This window comes from Pseudomonas sp. BIC9C (assembly GCF_034541995.1).
In the GTDB taxonomy this organism is placed as follows: Bacteria; Pseudomonadota; Gammaproteobacteria; order Pseudomonadales; family Pseudomonadaceae; genus Aquipseudomonas; species Aquipseudomonas fluorescens_CC.
In genome coordinates, this window is the sequence record NZ_JAWDGM010000002.1 from 919044 (window position 1) to 933916 (window position 14873).

The following is a 14873-nucleotide window of genomic DNA, read 5'->3' on the forward strand; positions in this document are numbered from 1 at the left end:
TAGGCGTGCGAAGTTTTGTCCGGATGGTCAGGGTTACCGACTGGCAACCGTTACTCATCAAAAACCATTGCCCATAAAAAAGGCCGCTGCAAACGCAGCGGCCAAGGTAAGACGTTGGATCAGGAGCTACAAATCAACGTCAGTGAACACGGGGCGATGAACCGAATCTTCGATTCATCTGAAATCTTTCATCACGGCGCGGGCCGGTACATCGTGCCTTGCGGCGGTTTACCGTGGCAGCCAGGCAAGAATAAGCCCTTGGTGTCGCAGGAAAAATACCAATTCCGGACATGCACTGTTGCAGCCCGGGCAACAGTCAGCAATCGCGCGCTCGTCGTCTGGATGATGCCCCCGTGCCAGTCATCCTTTAGAGGTACACCACGAATACCTCCTTGGTGCGCTTATCGACCCCGGTGCCCGGCAGTAGGGTGAGGCCTTCTGTCACTCACCGGGGAAGACGCATGACAAAAACAACAATGCGCGCCATCTTCACACCGCAGGCGCTGGCGGCTGCGGTGGCATTAGGCTGCTGCGCCCAGGCGCAGGCCCTTTCATTCAACATCGGGGAAATCGAGGGGACGTTCGACTCCTCGTTGTCGGTCGGCGCGAGCTGGGGCATGCGTGACGCGGATAAATCCCTGGTGGGCATCGTCAACGGCGGTTCCGGCCAGTCTTCGACCGGTGACGACGGGCGATTGAACTTCAAGAAGGGCGAAACCTACTCGAAGATCTTCAAGGGTATTCACGACCTCGAACTGAAGTACGGCGACACCGGTGCGTTTGTGCGTGGCAAGTACTGGTACGACTTCGAACTGAAGGATGAAAGCCGACCATTCAAGGACATCAGCGATCACAATCGCAAAGAGGGCGCCAAGTCTTCAGGCGGGCAAATCCTCGACGCTTTCGTCTATCATAACTATTCCCTCGCCGATTTGCCGGGTACGGTCCGCGCCGGCAAGCAGGTGGTCAGTTGGGGGGAGAGCACTTTCATCGGTAACTCGATCAACAGCATCAACCCGGTCGACGTGTCCGCGTTCCGTCGTCCCGGAGCCGAGATCAAGGAGGGCCTGATCCCGGTCAATATGCTGTTCGCCTCCCAGGGCCTGACGGAGAAGTTGACCATCGAAGGCTTCTATCAACTGGAATGGGACCAGACGGTCGTCGATAACTGTGGCACCTTCTTTGGTGTCGATGTGGTGGCGGACGGCTGCAACAAGGGCTACACCGTCGCCAACCCGGCCATTGCACCGTTGCAGCCGATTGCGGCTGCCTTTGGCCAGGGCTTCGAGGTCAGCAAGGAGGGCGTGATCGTTCCCCGTGGCGGCGACCGCGATGCCCGGGATTCCGGACAGTGGGGTACGGCGTTGCGCTGGCTGGGGGATGACACCGAATACGGCCTGTATTTCTTGAACTACCACAGCCGCGGTCCGAGCGTCGGGACCACCACCGCCGGCCTCAGTACACTGGCGAGCATTCCGGGGATCGTTGCTACCGCCAACCGCATCGCGCCCGGCACCGGTTCAGGCCTGGCCCAAAGTGTGATGCTCGGTCGCGGCCAGTATTACCTCGAATATCCGGAAGACATCCGCCTCTACGGCGCCAGCTTCTCCACCACGTTATCCACCGGCACCGCGTGGAACGGGGAAATCAGTTACCGCCCCAACGCCCCGGTGCAGGTCAACACCAATGACCTGACCCTGGCGTTGCTCAACCCGATCGCGGGCGGAGCAGCATCGCCCATTGCCACGTCACCGGGGGCCGACAACAAAGGCTACCGCCGCAAGGAGGTGACGCAGATCCAGAGCACCCTGACGCACTTCATCGATCAGGTCGCGGGTGCAGATCGCCTGACACTGGTGGGCGAGGCGGCGGTGGTTCGGGTCGGTGGTCTGGAAGCACGTACCAAACTGCGCTACGGCCGCGACTCGGTGTATGGCCAGTATGGATTCGGCGGCGATACCGACGGCTTCGTGACCTCGACTTCATGGGGTTATCGCGCCCGGGCCATCCTCGACTACAACAACCTCATCGCCGGGATCAACTTCAGACCCAACCTCTCGTGGTCCCACGACGTCGCAGGCTTTGGCCCCAACGGTCTGTTCAACGAAGGCGCCAAGGCCATCAGCCTCGGTGTCGATGCGGACTATCGCAACACCTACACCGCGAGCCTCAGTTACACCGACTTTTTCGGCGGGGACTTCAACGTCCTCACCGACCGTGACTTCGTGGCGTTGAGCTTTGGCGTGAACTTCTGACCTGGCTGAAAAGGATGATTTCGATGCGCAAGATAATGTTGCAACTGGGCGCGCTGACCCTCGGGTTGCTGGCCGCCAACGTGATGGCCGCGGTGTCGCCTGAAGAAGCCAACAAACTCGGCACCAGCCTTACGCCGCTCGGTGCGGAGAAGGCCGGCAATGCCGATGGCTCGATTCCGGCCTGGACCGGCGGCATCCCGAAAAACGCGGGCGCGGTGGACAGCAAGGGGTTCCTGGCTGACCCGTTCGCCAGCGAAAAACCGTTGTTCGTGATCACCGCGGCGACCGTCGACAAGTACAAGGACAAACTCTCCGACGGCCAGATCGCGATGTTCAAGCGCTACCCCGAGACCTACAGGATCCGGTCTACCCGAGCCACCGTACCGTGGCATTACCGGCTGAAATCTATGAGTCGGCCAAGCGCAGTGCGCTGAACGTAACACCGATCAACGACGGTAACGGTCTGGCCAATTTCACCGGTAATCGCTACTACGCATTCCCGATTCCGAAGAATGGCGTGGAAGTGATCTGGAACCACGTGACCCGTTACCACGGCGGCAATCTGCGGCGCACCATCACCCAGGCAACACCGCAGTCCAATGGCGATTTCACGGTGATCCGCTTCAAGGACGAGGTCGCCGTGCCGTCGTTGCTCAGCGATCTGAAACCGGGCAGCGACGATAACGTCCTCAACTACTTCAAGCAGGAAGTGACCGCACCGGCGCGGCTGGCGGGCAATGTGTTGCTGGTTCACGAGACCCTCGACCAGGTCAGGGAACCGCGCAAGGCCTGGATCTACAACGCTGGCCAGCGCCGGGTACGGCGTGCGCCGCAGGTAGCCTATGACGGTGTTGGCACCTCATCCGACGGCCTGCGCACCACCGACAATTTCGACATGTTTTCCGGTGCGCCGGATCGCTATGACTGGAAACTGGTCGGCAAGAAGGAGATGTACATCCCCTACAACAGCTACAAACTCGACTCGCCAGACCTCAAGTACACCGATGTGATCAAGGCCGGGCACATCAATCAGGACCTGACTCGCTATGAGTTGCACCGGGTCTGGGAAATCGTCGCCACGGTCAAGCCGAATGAGCGGCACGTGTACGCCAAGCGCCACATGTACATCGATGAAGACAGCTGGCAAGTGGCGCTGGCCGACCACTACGACGGGCGTGGCCAGCTCTGGCGCGTCGCCGAGGGGCATGCCCAGTTCTACTACGATCACCAGGTGCCGGCCTACACCGTCGAAGCGCTGTATGACTTGATTGCCGGTCGCTATATCGCCCTGGGAATGAAGAACGAAGAGAAGCGCAGTTTCGAATTCAACATCGATGCAAAGGCGGGGGACTACACACCGGCGGCCTTGCGTAGCACGGGGGTAAGGTAGGTTTCCTACATCCTCCTGCACAAAAGGGTGACCTCATGGTCACCTTTTTTATAGGGGGCGATCAGTGTGTTGAATACTTCTTCAACAAGCGCTCGGGAGGGGTCTAGGGTGGCGCCAGAATTATAAAAAAGGCGCACCACAATGACTGCAATGACGCACTGTCTGGACCGCCCTGGCTTCCTGCCCCGACTGTCGTCCCATCATCTGTCCCGCGAGCGGCTGATTGAGCCCATGCTGGTCTCGGCTGCGCGGGTGAAGTTGCTTTGTGCACCGGCCGGTAGTGGCAAGAGCGCGTTGCTCAGCGAATGCCTGTTGCGAGCGCCGGAGCACTGTCGGGTCTGTTGGCTGCCGCTGGCGGGGCAGTCGTTGAGAGGGGCGGATTTTCTGTTGCGCCTGACGCAAGCGCTGGATCTGCCCTCGGCGGATGAGCCGGGGCTGCTGGCGCATCTGGCCCGATTACAGACGCCAACCTGGCTGTTTCTCGACGATTTCTGTCGCGCACCCAACCCGGAACTCGACCGGATGCTCGATCGCCTGTTGGCTGTCGCCAGCCCGACGGTTACCTGGTGGCTGAGCGCCCGTCGACGACCTTCCTGTAACTGGCCGCGGCTGCTGCTCGATGATGAGTTGTACGAGTGTGACGGCCGGACGCTGGCGTTTACCGAGGCCGAGGTCGGGCAATTGCTCAGTCATGTCGAGCCGACCCTGGCGGCACAAACCGCCAAAAGGGTGGTTGAGCGCAGCGGTGGCTGGTGCGCTGGCGTGCGGATCGCGTTACTCAATGGTTGCCCGTGGTCGGGTGAGCAGGGGCGTTCGGCAACATTGCTCGATTATCTGCAACACGAGTTGTTCAACACCTTGCCCTCGGAGTTGGTTGAGGTCTGGCTGGTATTGGTTCATCTGCCACGCTTCAACGCCAGCTTGTGCGAGCATCTTTTCGGTACGGGGGAGGGCGCGCAGTGGATGCACGCGTTGCAGGAAATGGGCTGCTTCATTGAACCCTGGGAAGACTCCGTCGAGTGGTTGCGGATCTTCGAGCCACTGGCCCGGGTGATGCGTGAAGAGCCAACCCCGGCCGCGCGATCCTGGCATCGCCGCGCATGCCAATGGTTCAGCGCAGAAGAGGACTGGCAAGGCGCATTCGAGCAGGCGCTGCTGGCTCAAGAATACGAAGTCGCTGTCAGCCTGTTGCAGCACTTCAGTTTTGAGCATTTGTTCAAGCGTCAGAATGTCAACTTGTTACTCAAGCTGCATGAGCGCCTGGGTGAGCAATTGACCCTGGGGACACCGCAACGGGTGGGGTTGATTACGGCCGCGTTGCTGTTTGCCGGGCGCTTCGAGCAGGCGGCTGCGTGCATTGGGCAGTTGGCGCGGTTCACCCCACAGCCGACGGCGTCCTTGCAGCGACAACTACTGGCACGCTGGCAGGCGCAACAGGGCTGGTTGCTGCATTTGCAAGGCCGTATGGAGGCGGCCCGCGCGCACTTTCTCGATGCGCTGGGCGAGTTGAGCGTCGATGCCTGGCCGGCGCGATTGTTGTGCCTGTCGGGTCTGACCCAGCAGGCGTTGCTCAATGCCGAACTCGATGCGGCGCAGGCGCTCAATCGTGAGGCGTTGTGTCTGGCTCGCGCCCAGGGCTCGCTGTTGTTCGAAGGGCTGCTTGAACTCGATCACGCACAGTTGCTGGAGCTGCGCGGAGCGTCCCGGCGCGCCGAGAGCATGTTGGCAGATGTCTTTGCACTGTTGTCCCGACAGGCTGATCGACCGACGCCGTTATTGGGACGAATCGCCCTGCGGCGAGGGCGGCTGGCCCTCTGGCAGGGACAAGATGAGTTGGCCGCCGGTTTCTTCCAGTCCGGCCTCGAGGACTGCCTGCAAAGCCAGGACAAGCACGTGCTGTATGGCTTTCTTGGGCACGCGCAGATAGCCGCCAATCAGCGCGATTACGCCCACGCGTTTGATCGTCTGCGCGAAGCCGAGCGCCTGATGCAGCAGCGGCAGATTCCCGATACGGTTTATCGTAGTGTGTTGCTGCAGATCAGCAGCCATTTCTGGCTGCAACAAGGGCGACCGGAATTGGCCTGTGAGGCGCTGACCCGCGTCTTGCGTCACTATCGCGGGCCTCGTGCGCGCCAGGCGCCACCGGCCACGTTTCAGCTGATTGCCCGTATCGAGTACCAATTAGTGTTGGCGCAGACGCATTTGCAACAGACGCAAAAGCCGCTGGATCGGTTGCAGGCGTTGCTCGATCACGCGCAAAGACACGCCATGCTGGCGCTGGAAACGGAATTGCATTTAGCGATCAGCGAAGTGGCGGATCTGACCGCTGAGCCCAAGCTGGCCAAGGCGGCTTTGGAGGCGGGCCTGGCGCTGGTGAAACGCTGTAATGGGCAACAGGCGTTGCGTGAACTGGGGCTGCGCCTGCCGAACTTGCTCAGCCGTTTGCGCGGGGAAGAGTCGGTGACGGGCATGTTCGCTGATGTCAGCCCGCTGAGTGCCCGGGAGATTGAAGTGCTGGGTCTTATTGCCCAAGGCAGTTCCAATCAGCAAATTGCCGAGCAACTATTCATTTCATTGCATACGGTTAAAACCCACGCGCGAAGAATACACAGCAAGTTGGGTGTCGAACGTCGTACTCAAGCAGTGGCCGTGGCAAAGAAGTTGGGGGTTATTACACAAGTGTAATAATTGCAAATACTCGATTGCGTGCATTGCTCAGGAGGGTGATTAAAATGTTCGATAGCGCCAGGTCAAGGTAATGTTTGTCTTGGCGTTAAGGCGCTATTAATTATTAATTATGGAGTTTCAAAGCATGGAGCAGCTGACAATGGAGTTGATGCGGGCGAAGTTGCACGCAAGGCTTGGTGGTCGCGGGATTGATGTCGAAAAGGTATATATTAATGCAGTTGCCTCGGCTGACGACCCGACGGTTATTTACTCTGAGTCACTGGTGTCGGCATTTTTCCTTAAGTTGCAGGGTGGTGAAGTTCCAACGTTCTCCAGTGAGAATCTGGGGATCTTTTCCCAACCGTACACGTTTGACTCACAATATCGTTTCGAGGGTGTGAGACTAGATGAGCTCAATGAGATGGGTGCAGCAATTGCACGGGATTTCCTGAGCTGATTAGTGTTTCTGTAAAAGTAGCTGTGCCAAACCGTTAGTTGGCACAGCTGCCGCAATCAAGTTGTGGGTGCGGCGGATTCAAAACCCATGCGCCAACTGACCGCATGGCTGGCGGATAACAGACGCTGCGCCGCCGGACCGTTTTCATCGGCATGGAACAACGATGTCGGCCCCACCACAGTCATCACGGCCGCTACTTTCCCCACCGCGTTGAACACCGGTGCCGACAAGGCATCAACCCCTGGCATCAGCAAACCATGCACATGGTGCAAACCGCGGGAACGGATTTGTTCGCACTGGGCTGCATAGGCCCGATCGTCTGTCAGTGCGTGGTCTGCATGGGACTGCAACTCCTGCACGCGCAGTTCCTCGGTTTCGCGTTTTGGCAGGTAGGCGCCAAATACCAGTCCTGTCGAAGAACTGAGCAATGGCAGCACCGAGCCCAATTGTGTCACCACCGTCACCGCGCGCACCGCCGGCTCGATATGCACCACGGTCGCGCCCTGATTGCCCCATACCGCCAGAAAGCAGGTTTCGTTCAAGTCATCGCGCAATTCGGCGAGTGGCAGGGCGGCGACTTTCAGCACGTCCATACTGTTGAGTGCCGCCAACCCCACGCGCAAGGCTTCACGGCCCAGGCCGTAATGGTTGGTGGCAGCGTTCTGTTCGGCAAAGCCGCTGGCGATCAAGGCCTGCAAATAGCGGTGAACCTTGCTCGCCGGCATCTGCACATGTTCGGCCAGGCGCGACAGAGAAGTCGAGGGCGACAACTCGGCCAGAGCCTTGAGGATGTCGGTGCCAACCTCGGCCGAGCGGACTTTCTGTTTACCGTTGTTGTCGCTGGTTTTTTCCATGGTGGCTGGGATCCCGGGACGAATGGGCGTCTTTATAGCTTGACGGTCAATACCAATCAAATTACGTTATGCGTAATTGAATTACGATAAAAATAACCCAGGCAGGCCACTCACTCTCCTCAAAGTGACCGGCATTGCCGACTCCCTGTTCAGGAGGCTCCATGAACCCCGATTCAACGATGCCAGCGCTGGCTTACCTGTCAGGCTTCGGCAACGAATTCAGCAGCGAAGCGCTGCCCGGCGCGCTGCCCGTCGGCCAGAACTCCCCGCAAAAAGCCCCGTACGGCCTCTACACCGAACTGTTCTCCGGCACGGCGTTCACCATGCCGCGTAGCGAGGCGCGTCGCACCTGGATGTACCGCATTCAGCCGTCGGCCAATCATCCGGCGTTCGTCAAGCTCGAGCGGCAACTGGCCGGCGGCCCGCTGGGGGACGTGACCCCCAACCGCCTGCGCTGGAACCCGTTGGACATTCCCGCCGAGCCGACCGATTTCATCGACGGTCTGGTGAGCATGGCCGCTAACTCGGGCGCAGAAAAACCGGCCGGGATCAGCATCTACAACTACCGCGCCAACCGTTCCATGGAGCGTGTGTTCTTCAATGCCGACGGCGAAATGTTGCTGGTGCCTGAACGGGGGCGCCTGCGCATTGCCACCGAACTCGGCGTGCTTGAACTGGAACCGCTGGAAATTGCCGTACTGCCACGCGGCCTGAAATTCCGCATCGAACTGCTCGACCCGCAAGCCCGCGGTTACGTTGCCGAAAACCATGGCGCGCCGCTGCGTCTGCCGGACCTGGGGCCGATTGGCAGCAATGGCCTGGCCAATCCGCGGGACTTCCTGACCCCGGTGGCGGCTTACGAAAACCTGCAGCAACCCACCACGCTGGTGCAGAAATTCCTCGGCCAGTTGTGGGCGTGCGAGCTCAATCATTCGCCGCTCAACGTGGTTGCCTGGCACGGTAATAACGTGCCGTATAAATATGACCTGCGCCGTTTCAACACCATCGGCACTGTCAGTTTCGATCACCCCGATCCGTCGATCTTCACCGTGTTGACCTCGCCAACCAGCGTCCACGGTCTGGCCAACCTCGACTTCGTGATCTTCCCGCCGCGCTGGATGGTGGCCGAGAAAACCTTCCGTCCACCATGGTTTCATCGCAACCTGATGAATGAATTCATGGGCTTGATCCAAGGCGAATACGACGCCAAGGCCGAAGGTTTCGTGCCGGGCGGTGCGTCCTTGCACAGTTGCATGAGCGCCCATGGCCCGGACGGCGAAACCTGCACCAGGGCAATCAATGCCGAGCTGGCCCCGGCGAAAATCGACAACACCATGGCGTTCATGTTCGAGACCAGCCAGGTGCTGCGACCAAGCCGTTTCGCTCTCGATTGCCCGCAATTGCAAAACACTTACGATGCCTGCTGGGCTACGCTGCCCGCCACTTTCGACCCGACCCGGAGATAACCCATGACGCAGACTTCCATCACTCGCAGCTGGGTTACATCCGCCAACGGCCATGCTGATTTCCCACTGCAAAACCTGCCGCTGGGCGTGTTCAGCCTCCACGGTTCGGCACCGCGTAGTGGCGTGGCCATTGGCGAACATATCTTTGATCTGCAAGCAGCCCTGGAGGCCGAGTTGTTCGATGGCGCCGCGAAGGCTGCCGTCGAGGCCACCTGTGGCGGCCAGTTGAATGCCTTCTTCGAACTGGGCCGCGAGGCTCGCGTCGCGTTGCGCGAGCGTTTGCTGGAACTGTTCGCCGAGGGCAGCACCCTGCACGGCAAGATCGAAGCCCAAGGCGCAAAACTGCTGCCGCTGGCGGTGGATTGCGAGATGCACCTGCCGGCGAAAATCAACGACTACACCGACTTCTATGTCGGTATCGAGCACGCGCAGAACGTCGGCAAACTGTTCCGACCGGACAACCCGTTGCTGCCGAACTACAAGTACGTGCCAATCGGCTACCACGGTCGTGCGTCGACGATTCGCCCATCCGGTACCGACGTTCGCCGCCCGAAAGGCCAGACCTTGCCAGCCGGTCAAACCGAGCCGACCTTTGGCCCTTGCGCGCGCCTGGACTACGAACTGGAACTGGGTATCTGGATCGGCCAGGGCAACGACATGGGCGACTCGATTGCCATTGGCGACGCTGCCGATCACATCGCCGGTTTCTGCCTGCTCAACGACTGGTCGGCACGGGACATCCAGGCCTGGGAATACCAGCCGCTGGGGCCGTTCCTGTCGAAAAGCTTCATCACCAGCATCTCGCCGTGGGTGGTCACCGCCGAAGCGCTGGAGCCGTTCCGTCGTGCCCAGCCTGCGCGTCCGCAAGGTGATCCGCAGCCGCTGCCATACCTGCTCGACAAGCGCGATCAGGCCGCTGGCGCGTTCGACATCGAACTGGAAGTCCTGTTGCTCACCGAGGCCATGCGCGAGCAGAACCTGCCGGCCCATCGCCTGACCCTGAGCAACACCCGGCACATGTACTGGACCGTGGCGCAAATGGTCGCGCACCACAGCGTCAATGGTTGCCAGTTGCAGGCCGGTGATCTGTTCGGCTCGGGCACGTTGTCAGGTCCTGAGAACGGTCAGTTCGGCAGCCTGCTGGAAATTACCGAGGGCGGTAAAAAACCGATCGAACTGGCATCGGGCGAGGTGCGTAAATTCCTTGAAGACGGTGACGAAATCATCCTGCGCGGACGATGCATCCGCGATGGTTTCGCATCCATCGGCTTCGGCGAATGCCGTGGCAAAGTGCTGCCGGCACGCTGAGAGGAGTGGGGCATGGAACTCTATACCTACTACCGTTCGACGTCTTCGTACCGGGTGCGGATCGCGTTGGCGCTCAAGGGCCTGGATTATCAGTCCTTGCCAGTCAACCTGATCGCACCGCAGGGCGGCGAGCACCGGCAGCCGCCTTATCTGGGCATCAACCCACAGGGCCGCGTGCCGGCCTTGCGCACCGATAAAGGCGAATTGCTGATCCAGTCTCCCGCGATCATCGAATACCTGGAGGAACGTTATCCACAGGTGCCATTGCTGTCCCGGGACCTGGCTGCCCGCGCTCATGTGCGCGGCGTGGCGGCAGTGATCGGCTGCGATGTGCACCCGCTGCACAACGTCAGCGTGCTCAACCGGCTGCGCCAATCGGGCTACGACGAACCGCAGGTGGTGGAGTGGATCGGCCACTGGATCGGCCAGGGGTTGGCCACGGTAGAGCAGTTGATCGGTGATGACGGTTACTGCTTCGGCCCCGAGCCCGGGTTGGCGGACGTCTATTTGATCCCGCAGCTGTACGCGGCCGAGCGTTTCAATGTTTCACTTGAGGCTTATCCGCGCATCCGGCGAGTGGCGGCGTTGGCGGCGACGCACCCGGCGTTCATCAAGGCGCATCCGGCGAATCAGCCAGACACGCCTTGAGGCCTCACACCGTCCCAATGTGGGAGCGGCGGTGCGGCGGTCCGACTTGCTCGCGAAGAGGGCGTGTCAGTCAACAATTGTGTGGCTGACACACCGCTTTCGTCGGATCGCCGCCCGGAGCAAGCCCGCTCCCACAGGTTTTGGTGATCAGTGAACGATGGCGTTCGGCGGCAGATGCCCCAGTCGTTCCGTGAGGCGAATTCGCTGGATCGGGTCGTCGCTGAGCAGCAGTGCGTGCTCCAGGTCAAAACGCTCGGCGTTCGGACAGTCCAGCCGCTGGTACAGGCTGGCCCGGGCCAGGTAGTCGGTGGCACTGGCGTTGCCCAGTTCCAGGACGCGATCGGCGTCGATCAAGGCACTGATGACATCGTCGTGGGACAGGTACAACTGGCGCAGGTTGCGCGACAGCCGTTGCAGCATCTGCGCCGGATCGGCGGTTTCCAGGTGCTCGGCGCTGAGCTTGATGTTCGGGCCGTACTGGCGGTGCAACAACTCCCGACAATCATTGGGATAAAGGCGACGGCCGCCGCAGGGATCGAGCAAATGATCGGCACCCGGCACCCGCAGCAGGAAATGCCCAGGGAAGTTGACCCCGACCATGGGAATCTCCAGGCCCCTGGCCAACTCCAGCGCAATCAGCCCCAGCGTCAAGGGTTGCCCTCGTCGAAGTTCCAGTACTTTGTCCATCAGTGCCACTTGCGGGCGCAAGGGTGTGAAGTCGTCTTGGGCGAAGCCAAGGTCGTTCATGCGCCGCAACAGCGGCTGGGCCAGTTCACTGACTGGCAGCATCGGCAAGCCGCCGCTGACCCGTTGTTGCAACGCCTGGAAATCGGCCAGCAGTGCTTGTGGCTCCACCTCGCTGTCGTGCTCGGCCGCAATCCACAGTGCCGCCTCGAACAGCGCGGGCGGTGAACGTTGCAGACAGGCGAAGAACGATTGGCGCGGGGTCATCAAATCTCCGGGCAATGCCTCGTTTTAGCCCCTCTCCGGCATTCGTCCAGTGCCGCAAACAGGCGATCACGGGTTATTACCGAAAGCCTGCATTGTGGCCGTGCTTATTCCGGTGCGCTTCTGCAATTTTTGGGCGCAAGCCTATACTGGCGACTACAAGAAGTGATTCGGGAGCCCTACGATGTTCGCTCTCATGCAAAGCACTCGCCTTGAATCGCTGCATCTGAGCGTCGACCCGGCCACCGGGTTGAAGGCGGTCATTGCCATTCATAACAGTCGCCTGGGGCCTGCCCTGGGCGGCTGTCGTTACCTTGCCTATCCCAGCGACGAGTCTGCGGTCGAGGATGCGGTGCGCCTTGCCCAAGGCATGAGTTACAAGGCGGCACTGGCCGGCCTGGCCCAGGGCGGTGGCGTGGGGGTGATCATACGCCCGGTTCACGTGGCCAACCGCGCCGCGCTGTTCGAAGCCTTCGGGCGCTGTATCAATCAGCTTGACGGGCGCTACATCACGGCCATCGACAGTGGAACCTCAGTGGCGGACATGGATTGCATCGCCCAGCAAACCCAACACGTCACCAGCACCACCGCGGCGGGTGACCCTGCGCCACACGCGGCGATGGGCGTATTCACCGGCATTCGCGCCACGGCGATGGCGCGACTGGGCAGCGATAATCTCGAAGGCCTGCGCGTCGCCATTCAAGGCCTGGGCAACGTCGGTTATGCCCTGGCCGAACAGTTGCATGCCGCCGGGGCCGAACTGCTGGTCAGCGATATCGATCACGGCAAGGTGCAACTGGCGATGGAGCAACTCGGGGCTCACCCCATCGCCAACGACGCACTGCTCAGTACGCCTTGCGATATTCTTGCGCCGTGCGGTTTGGGCGGGGTGCTCAACAGCCACAGCGTGACGCAACTGCGCTGCTCGGCAGTGGCCGGTTCGGCGAACAACCAACTGACCCATCTGGACGTCGCCGATCAGCTGGAACGGCGGGGCATCCTGTATGCACCGGACTACGTGATCAATGCCGGCGGTTTGATCTATGTTTCGCTCAAACATCGGGGCGAAGAGCTGGGAACCATCACCGCACACCTGTCGAAAATCAGTTCGCGACTCACCGAAGTCTTCGCCCACGCCCAGGCGGAAAAACGCTCCCCCGCCCGGGTGGCAGATGAATTGGCGGAGAAAGTGCTGTACCGCTGAATGGGGCATGAGTTTTCCACAGGCATGAAAAAGGCCCTGCGCCATTCGACTCAGGGCCTGTTCAATTTTGGCTTTGCTTACTTGGCGGCTTTTGGGGCCTTGGCAGGCTTGGCCGGGGTGACCGGCTCAGCGGCTTCAACGACCTCGGCCGCTGCAACAGGTTCTGCAACTTCGACCGGTGCGCTGAGCAGTTCGGACAGGGCGTCCGGCTGGCTCTTGAACGCCTTGGCGAACACATCGCGATTCTTCGCCATGTAGATCCCGGCTTCTTCCACTTGCTGCTCGGTCAGGGACGGAACGGCTTTTTGCAACACTTCAGCCAGCAATTCGGCCAGTTCAAGCATTTTGTCATGACGGTCAGCTTCGGCTTTATCCATGAACAAGCGCTCCAGATCTCGGCTGCTGCGGTATACCACTTCGACGGCCATTCACCACCTCACATGCCTTCACATTGGTTGTCGATTTCGACTACTGTATCTATATACAGCTAAAAGGATAAGCGAATCCCTGCCTTTTGGGTAGTGGCTTTTTAATGTAGACCGGATTCGACATTTGTCAGGCGAGGCGCCGCACAGGTGCGACCAAACGCCACGGCGCGCAATCCAGAGCGGCTCGCCATCATGGGCTGGCCTTTTTTCTGCATGCAGAATAACCGTCACGTCCAACCCGCATCATCCGGTCGAGCCGACCTAAGGAAGCATCATCGTGAAAATCAACTGGGCCGAAAAACTGCGGCGGAACGTGCATGAACTGGCCGAGTCCCTGGGCAATCTGTTCGTCGAAACCTTTCACTACCTGGCGCTGTTCGCCATTGGTGCGGTGACCGCGTGGGCGGCGGTGATGGAATTTCTCGGGATGATCGAAGAGGGGCACATCAAGATCGATGACATCTTGCTGTTGTTCATCTACCTGGAACTGGGGGCGATGGTCGGGATTTACTTCAAGACCAACCACATGCCCGTGCGCTTCCTGATCTACGTGGCGATCACCGCGCTGACGCGGCTGCTGATTTCCAACGTTTCGCACCACAATCCGCCGGACCTGGGGATCATCTACCTGTGCGGTGGGATTCTGCTGCTGGCGTTTGCGATCCTGGTGGTGCGTTACGCTTCGTCGCAATTTCCCTCGGTGAAGATCGAAAACCCGCAACGCAAGACCGGTGCGGGTTCCAGTGAACATCCAGAGGTCGAGAAGGGCGAAATCTAGAGCCCGAGCGCGGGGCGTTGCCGCCCTTTGACGGGAGGAGGCGGCAAGGTCCGCCCGCTGCCGGTGGTCATGGCTTCGAGGATGGCCACGGCGCTGTGGCCTTGTTCGATGGCAATGCCGAATTGAATGCTTTGAACCAGACGCTTGAGGCGTTGAGGGTCATTGCGTTGTTCGGCGCTGATCATGCGTTTGGCCACCACGCGGCCACTGTTGGAAAGGGTCAGCATGATGCTGCCGTCCAGGCCCTGAATGCTCAGGTTGATCTGGTAATCCGCTGCAAAGGCATCGGTAATGAGCTGGAAAGGGTTGTCCATGATGCGTCACCGCCTGATTGAACGTGCAGTTGTTGACCGGTCGATATCGGGATTAGTTCGCAACACCAGACCATCGGCCATTCCATGGCTTGCATCAGGGATGTAGCAAGGGGCATGCCGACAAAATTGTCGGACAGAAAACACGTTCTGTAGGAG

11 protein-coding genes and 2 pseudogenes are annotated in these 14873 nt (G+C 60.1%); 9 read left to right on the forward strand and 4 right to left on the reverse strand.

The window, feature by feature from the left end:
- Positions 1–461 precede the first annotated feature (461 nt).
- From RS887_RS14145 to RS887_RS14160, 4 genes and pseudogenes are all read left to right on the forward strand, one after another.
- Complete coding sequence (locus RS887_RS14145; protein ID WP_322615839.1) at positions 462–2255, forward strand: DUF1302 domain-containing protein; 1794 nt, start codon at positions 462–464, stop codon at positions 2253–2255.
- 23 nt (positions 2256–2278) lie between these two features.
- Positions 2279–3645: pseudogene (locus tag RS887_RS14150) on the forward strand (DUF1329 domain-containing protein).
- A 141-nt stretch (positions 3646–3786) separates the two neighbouring features.
- Positions 3787–6330 carry a LuxR C-terminal-related transcriptional regulator gene (locus RS887_RS14155; protein WP_322615840.1) on the forward strand — a complete coding sequence of 848 codons (2544 nt, stop codon included), beginning with the start codon at positions 3787–3789 and terminating at the stop codon, positions 6328–6330.
- A gap of 127 nt (positions 6331–6457) precedes the next feature.
- Positions 6458–6769 carry a hypothetical protein gene (locus RS887_RS14160; protein ID WP_322615841.1) on the forward strand — a complete coding sequence of 104 codons (312 nt, stop codon included), beginning with the start codon at positions 6458–6460 and terminating at the stop codon, positions 6767–6769.
- Positions 6770–6825: 56 nt separating this feature from the next.
- Here the strand turns inward: RS887_RS14160 and RS887_RS14165 are convergent, their stop codons facing one another.
- Positions 6826–7623: an IclR family transcriptional regulator gene (locus RS887_RS14165; protein WP_322615842.1), complete on the reverse strand. Its 798-nt coding sequence runs from the start codon at positions 7621–7623 to the stop codon at positions 6826–6828.
- A 161-nt stretch (positions 7624–7784) separates the two neighbouring features.
- On the opposite strand from RS887_RS14165, the gene hmgA reads away from it, so the two are divergent.
- The 3 genes from hmgA to maiA are packed head-to-tail and all read left to right on the forward strand — an operon-like array spanning position 7785 to position 11045.
- Positions 7785–9089, forward strand: coding sequence for a homogentisate 1,2-dioxygenase (gene hmgA, locus RS887_RS14170; RefSeq protein ID WP_322615843.1), 1305 nt, complete (start codon positions 7785–7787; stop codon positions 9087–9089).
- Between the two features lie 3 nt (positions 9090–9092).
- Positions 9093–10397 carry a fumarylacetoacetase gene (fahA, locus tag RS887_RS14175; RefSeq protein ID WP_322615844.1) on the forward strand — a complete coding sequence of 435 codons (1305 nt, stop codon included), beginning with the start codon at positions 9093–9095 and terminating at the stop codon, positions 10395–10397.
- 12 nt (positions 10398–10409) lie between these two features.
- On the forward strand, positions 10410–11045 hold the full coding sequence (gene maiA / locus RS887_RS14180) for a maleylacetoacetate isomerase (RefSeq protein WP_322615845.1): 636 nt from the start codon (positions 10410–10412) through the stop codon (positions 11043–11045).
- 147 nt (positions 11046–11192) lie between these two features.
- Here the strand turns inward: maiA and RS887_RS14185 are convergent, their stop codons facing one another.
- The gene (locus RS887_RS14185; RefSeq protein ID WP_322615846.1) at positions 11193–11996 is read right to left on the reverse strand and encodes a SirB1 family protein; all 804 of its coding nucleotides are present in this window, start codon (positions 11994–11996) and stop codon (positions 11193–11195) included.
- Between the two features lie 181 nt (positions 11997–12177).
- Between RS887_RS14185 and RS887_RS14190 the strand changes: the two genes are divergently transcribed.
- Positions 12178–13197 carry a Glu/Leu/Phe/Val dehydrogenase family protein gene (locus tag RS887_RS14190; RefSeq protein WP_008021449.1) on the forward strand — a complete coding sequence of 340 codons (1020 nt, stop codon included), beginning with the start codon at positions 12178–12180 and terminating at the stop codon, positions 13195–13197.
- A gap of 188 nt (positions 13198–13385) precedes the next feature.
- Here the strand turns inward: RS887_RS14190 and RS887_RS14195 are convergent.
- Positions 13386–13625: pseudogene (locus tag RS887_RS14195) on the reverse strand (YebG family protein); the annotation flags it as partial.
- A 277-nt stretch (positions 13626–13902) separates the two neighbouring features.
- Here RS887_RS14195 and RS887_RS14200 point away from each other — a divergent pair.
- Positions 13903–14403: a phosphate-starvation-inducible protein PsiE gene (locus tag RS887_RS14200; protein ID WP_008021445.1), complete on the forward strand. Its 501-nt coding sequence runs from the start codon at positions 13903–13905 to the stop codon at positions 14401–14403.
- On the opposite strand, the gene RS887_RS14205 is transcribed toward RS887_RS14200, so the two are convergent.
- Positions 14400–14717, reverse strand: coding sequence for a DUF3509 domain-containing protein (locus RS887_RS14205; protein ID WP_322615847.1), 318 nt, complete (start codon positions 14715–14717; stop codon positions 14400–14402). The two genes, RS887_RS14200 and RS887_RS14205, sit on opposite strands and share 4 nt — an antisense overlap.
- Positions 14718–14873: the final 156 nt, after the last annotated feature.

Coding starts and splice junctions, on each gene's coding strand:
- RS887_RS14145 (WP_322615839.1), top strand. CDS start 462: ATGACAAAAACAACAATGCGCGCCATCTTCACACCGCAGGCGCTGGCG.
- RS887_RS14155 (WP_322615840.1), top strand. CDS start 3,787: ATGACTGCAATGACGCACTGTCTGGACCGCCCTGGCTTCCTGCCCCGA.
- RS887_RS14160 (WP_322615841.1), top strand. CDS start 6,458: ATGGAGCAGCTGACAATGGAGTTGATGCGGGCGAAGTTGCACGCAAGG.
- RS887_RS14165 (WP_322615842.1), bottom strand. CDS start 7,623: ATGGAAAAAACCAGCGACAACAACGGTAAACAGAAAGTCCGCTCGGCC.
- hmgA (WP_322615843.1), top strand. CDS start 7,785: ATGAACCCCGATTCAACGATGCCAGCGCTGGCTTACCTGTCAGGCTTC.
- fahA (WP_322615844.1), top strand. CDS start 9,093: ATGACGCAGACTTCCATCACTCGCAGCTGGGTTACATCCGCCAACGGC.
- maiA (WP_322615845.1), top strand. CDS start 10,410: ATGGAACTCTATACCTACTACCGTTCGACGTCTTCGTACCGGGTGCGG.
- RS887_RS14185 (WP_322615846.1), bottom strand. CDS start 11,996: ATGACCCCGCGCCAATCGTTCTTCGCCTGTCTGCAACGTTCACCGCCC.
- RS887_RS14190 (WP_008021449.1), top strand. CDS start 12,178: ATGTTCGCTCTCATGCAAAGCACTCGCCTTGAATCGCTGCATCTGAGC.
- RS887_RS14205 (WP_322615847.1), bottom strand. CDS start 14,717: ATGGACAACCCTTTCCAGCTCATTACCGATGCCTTTGCAGCGGATTAC.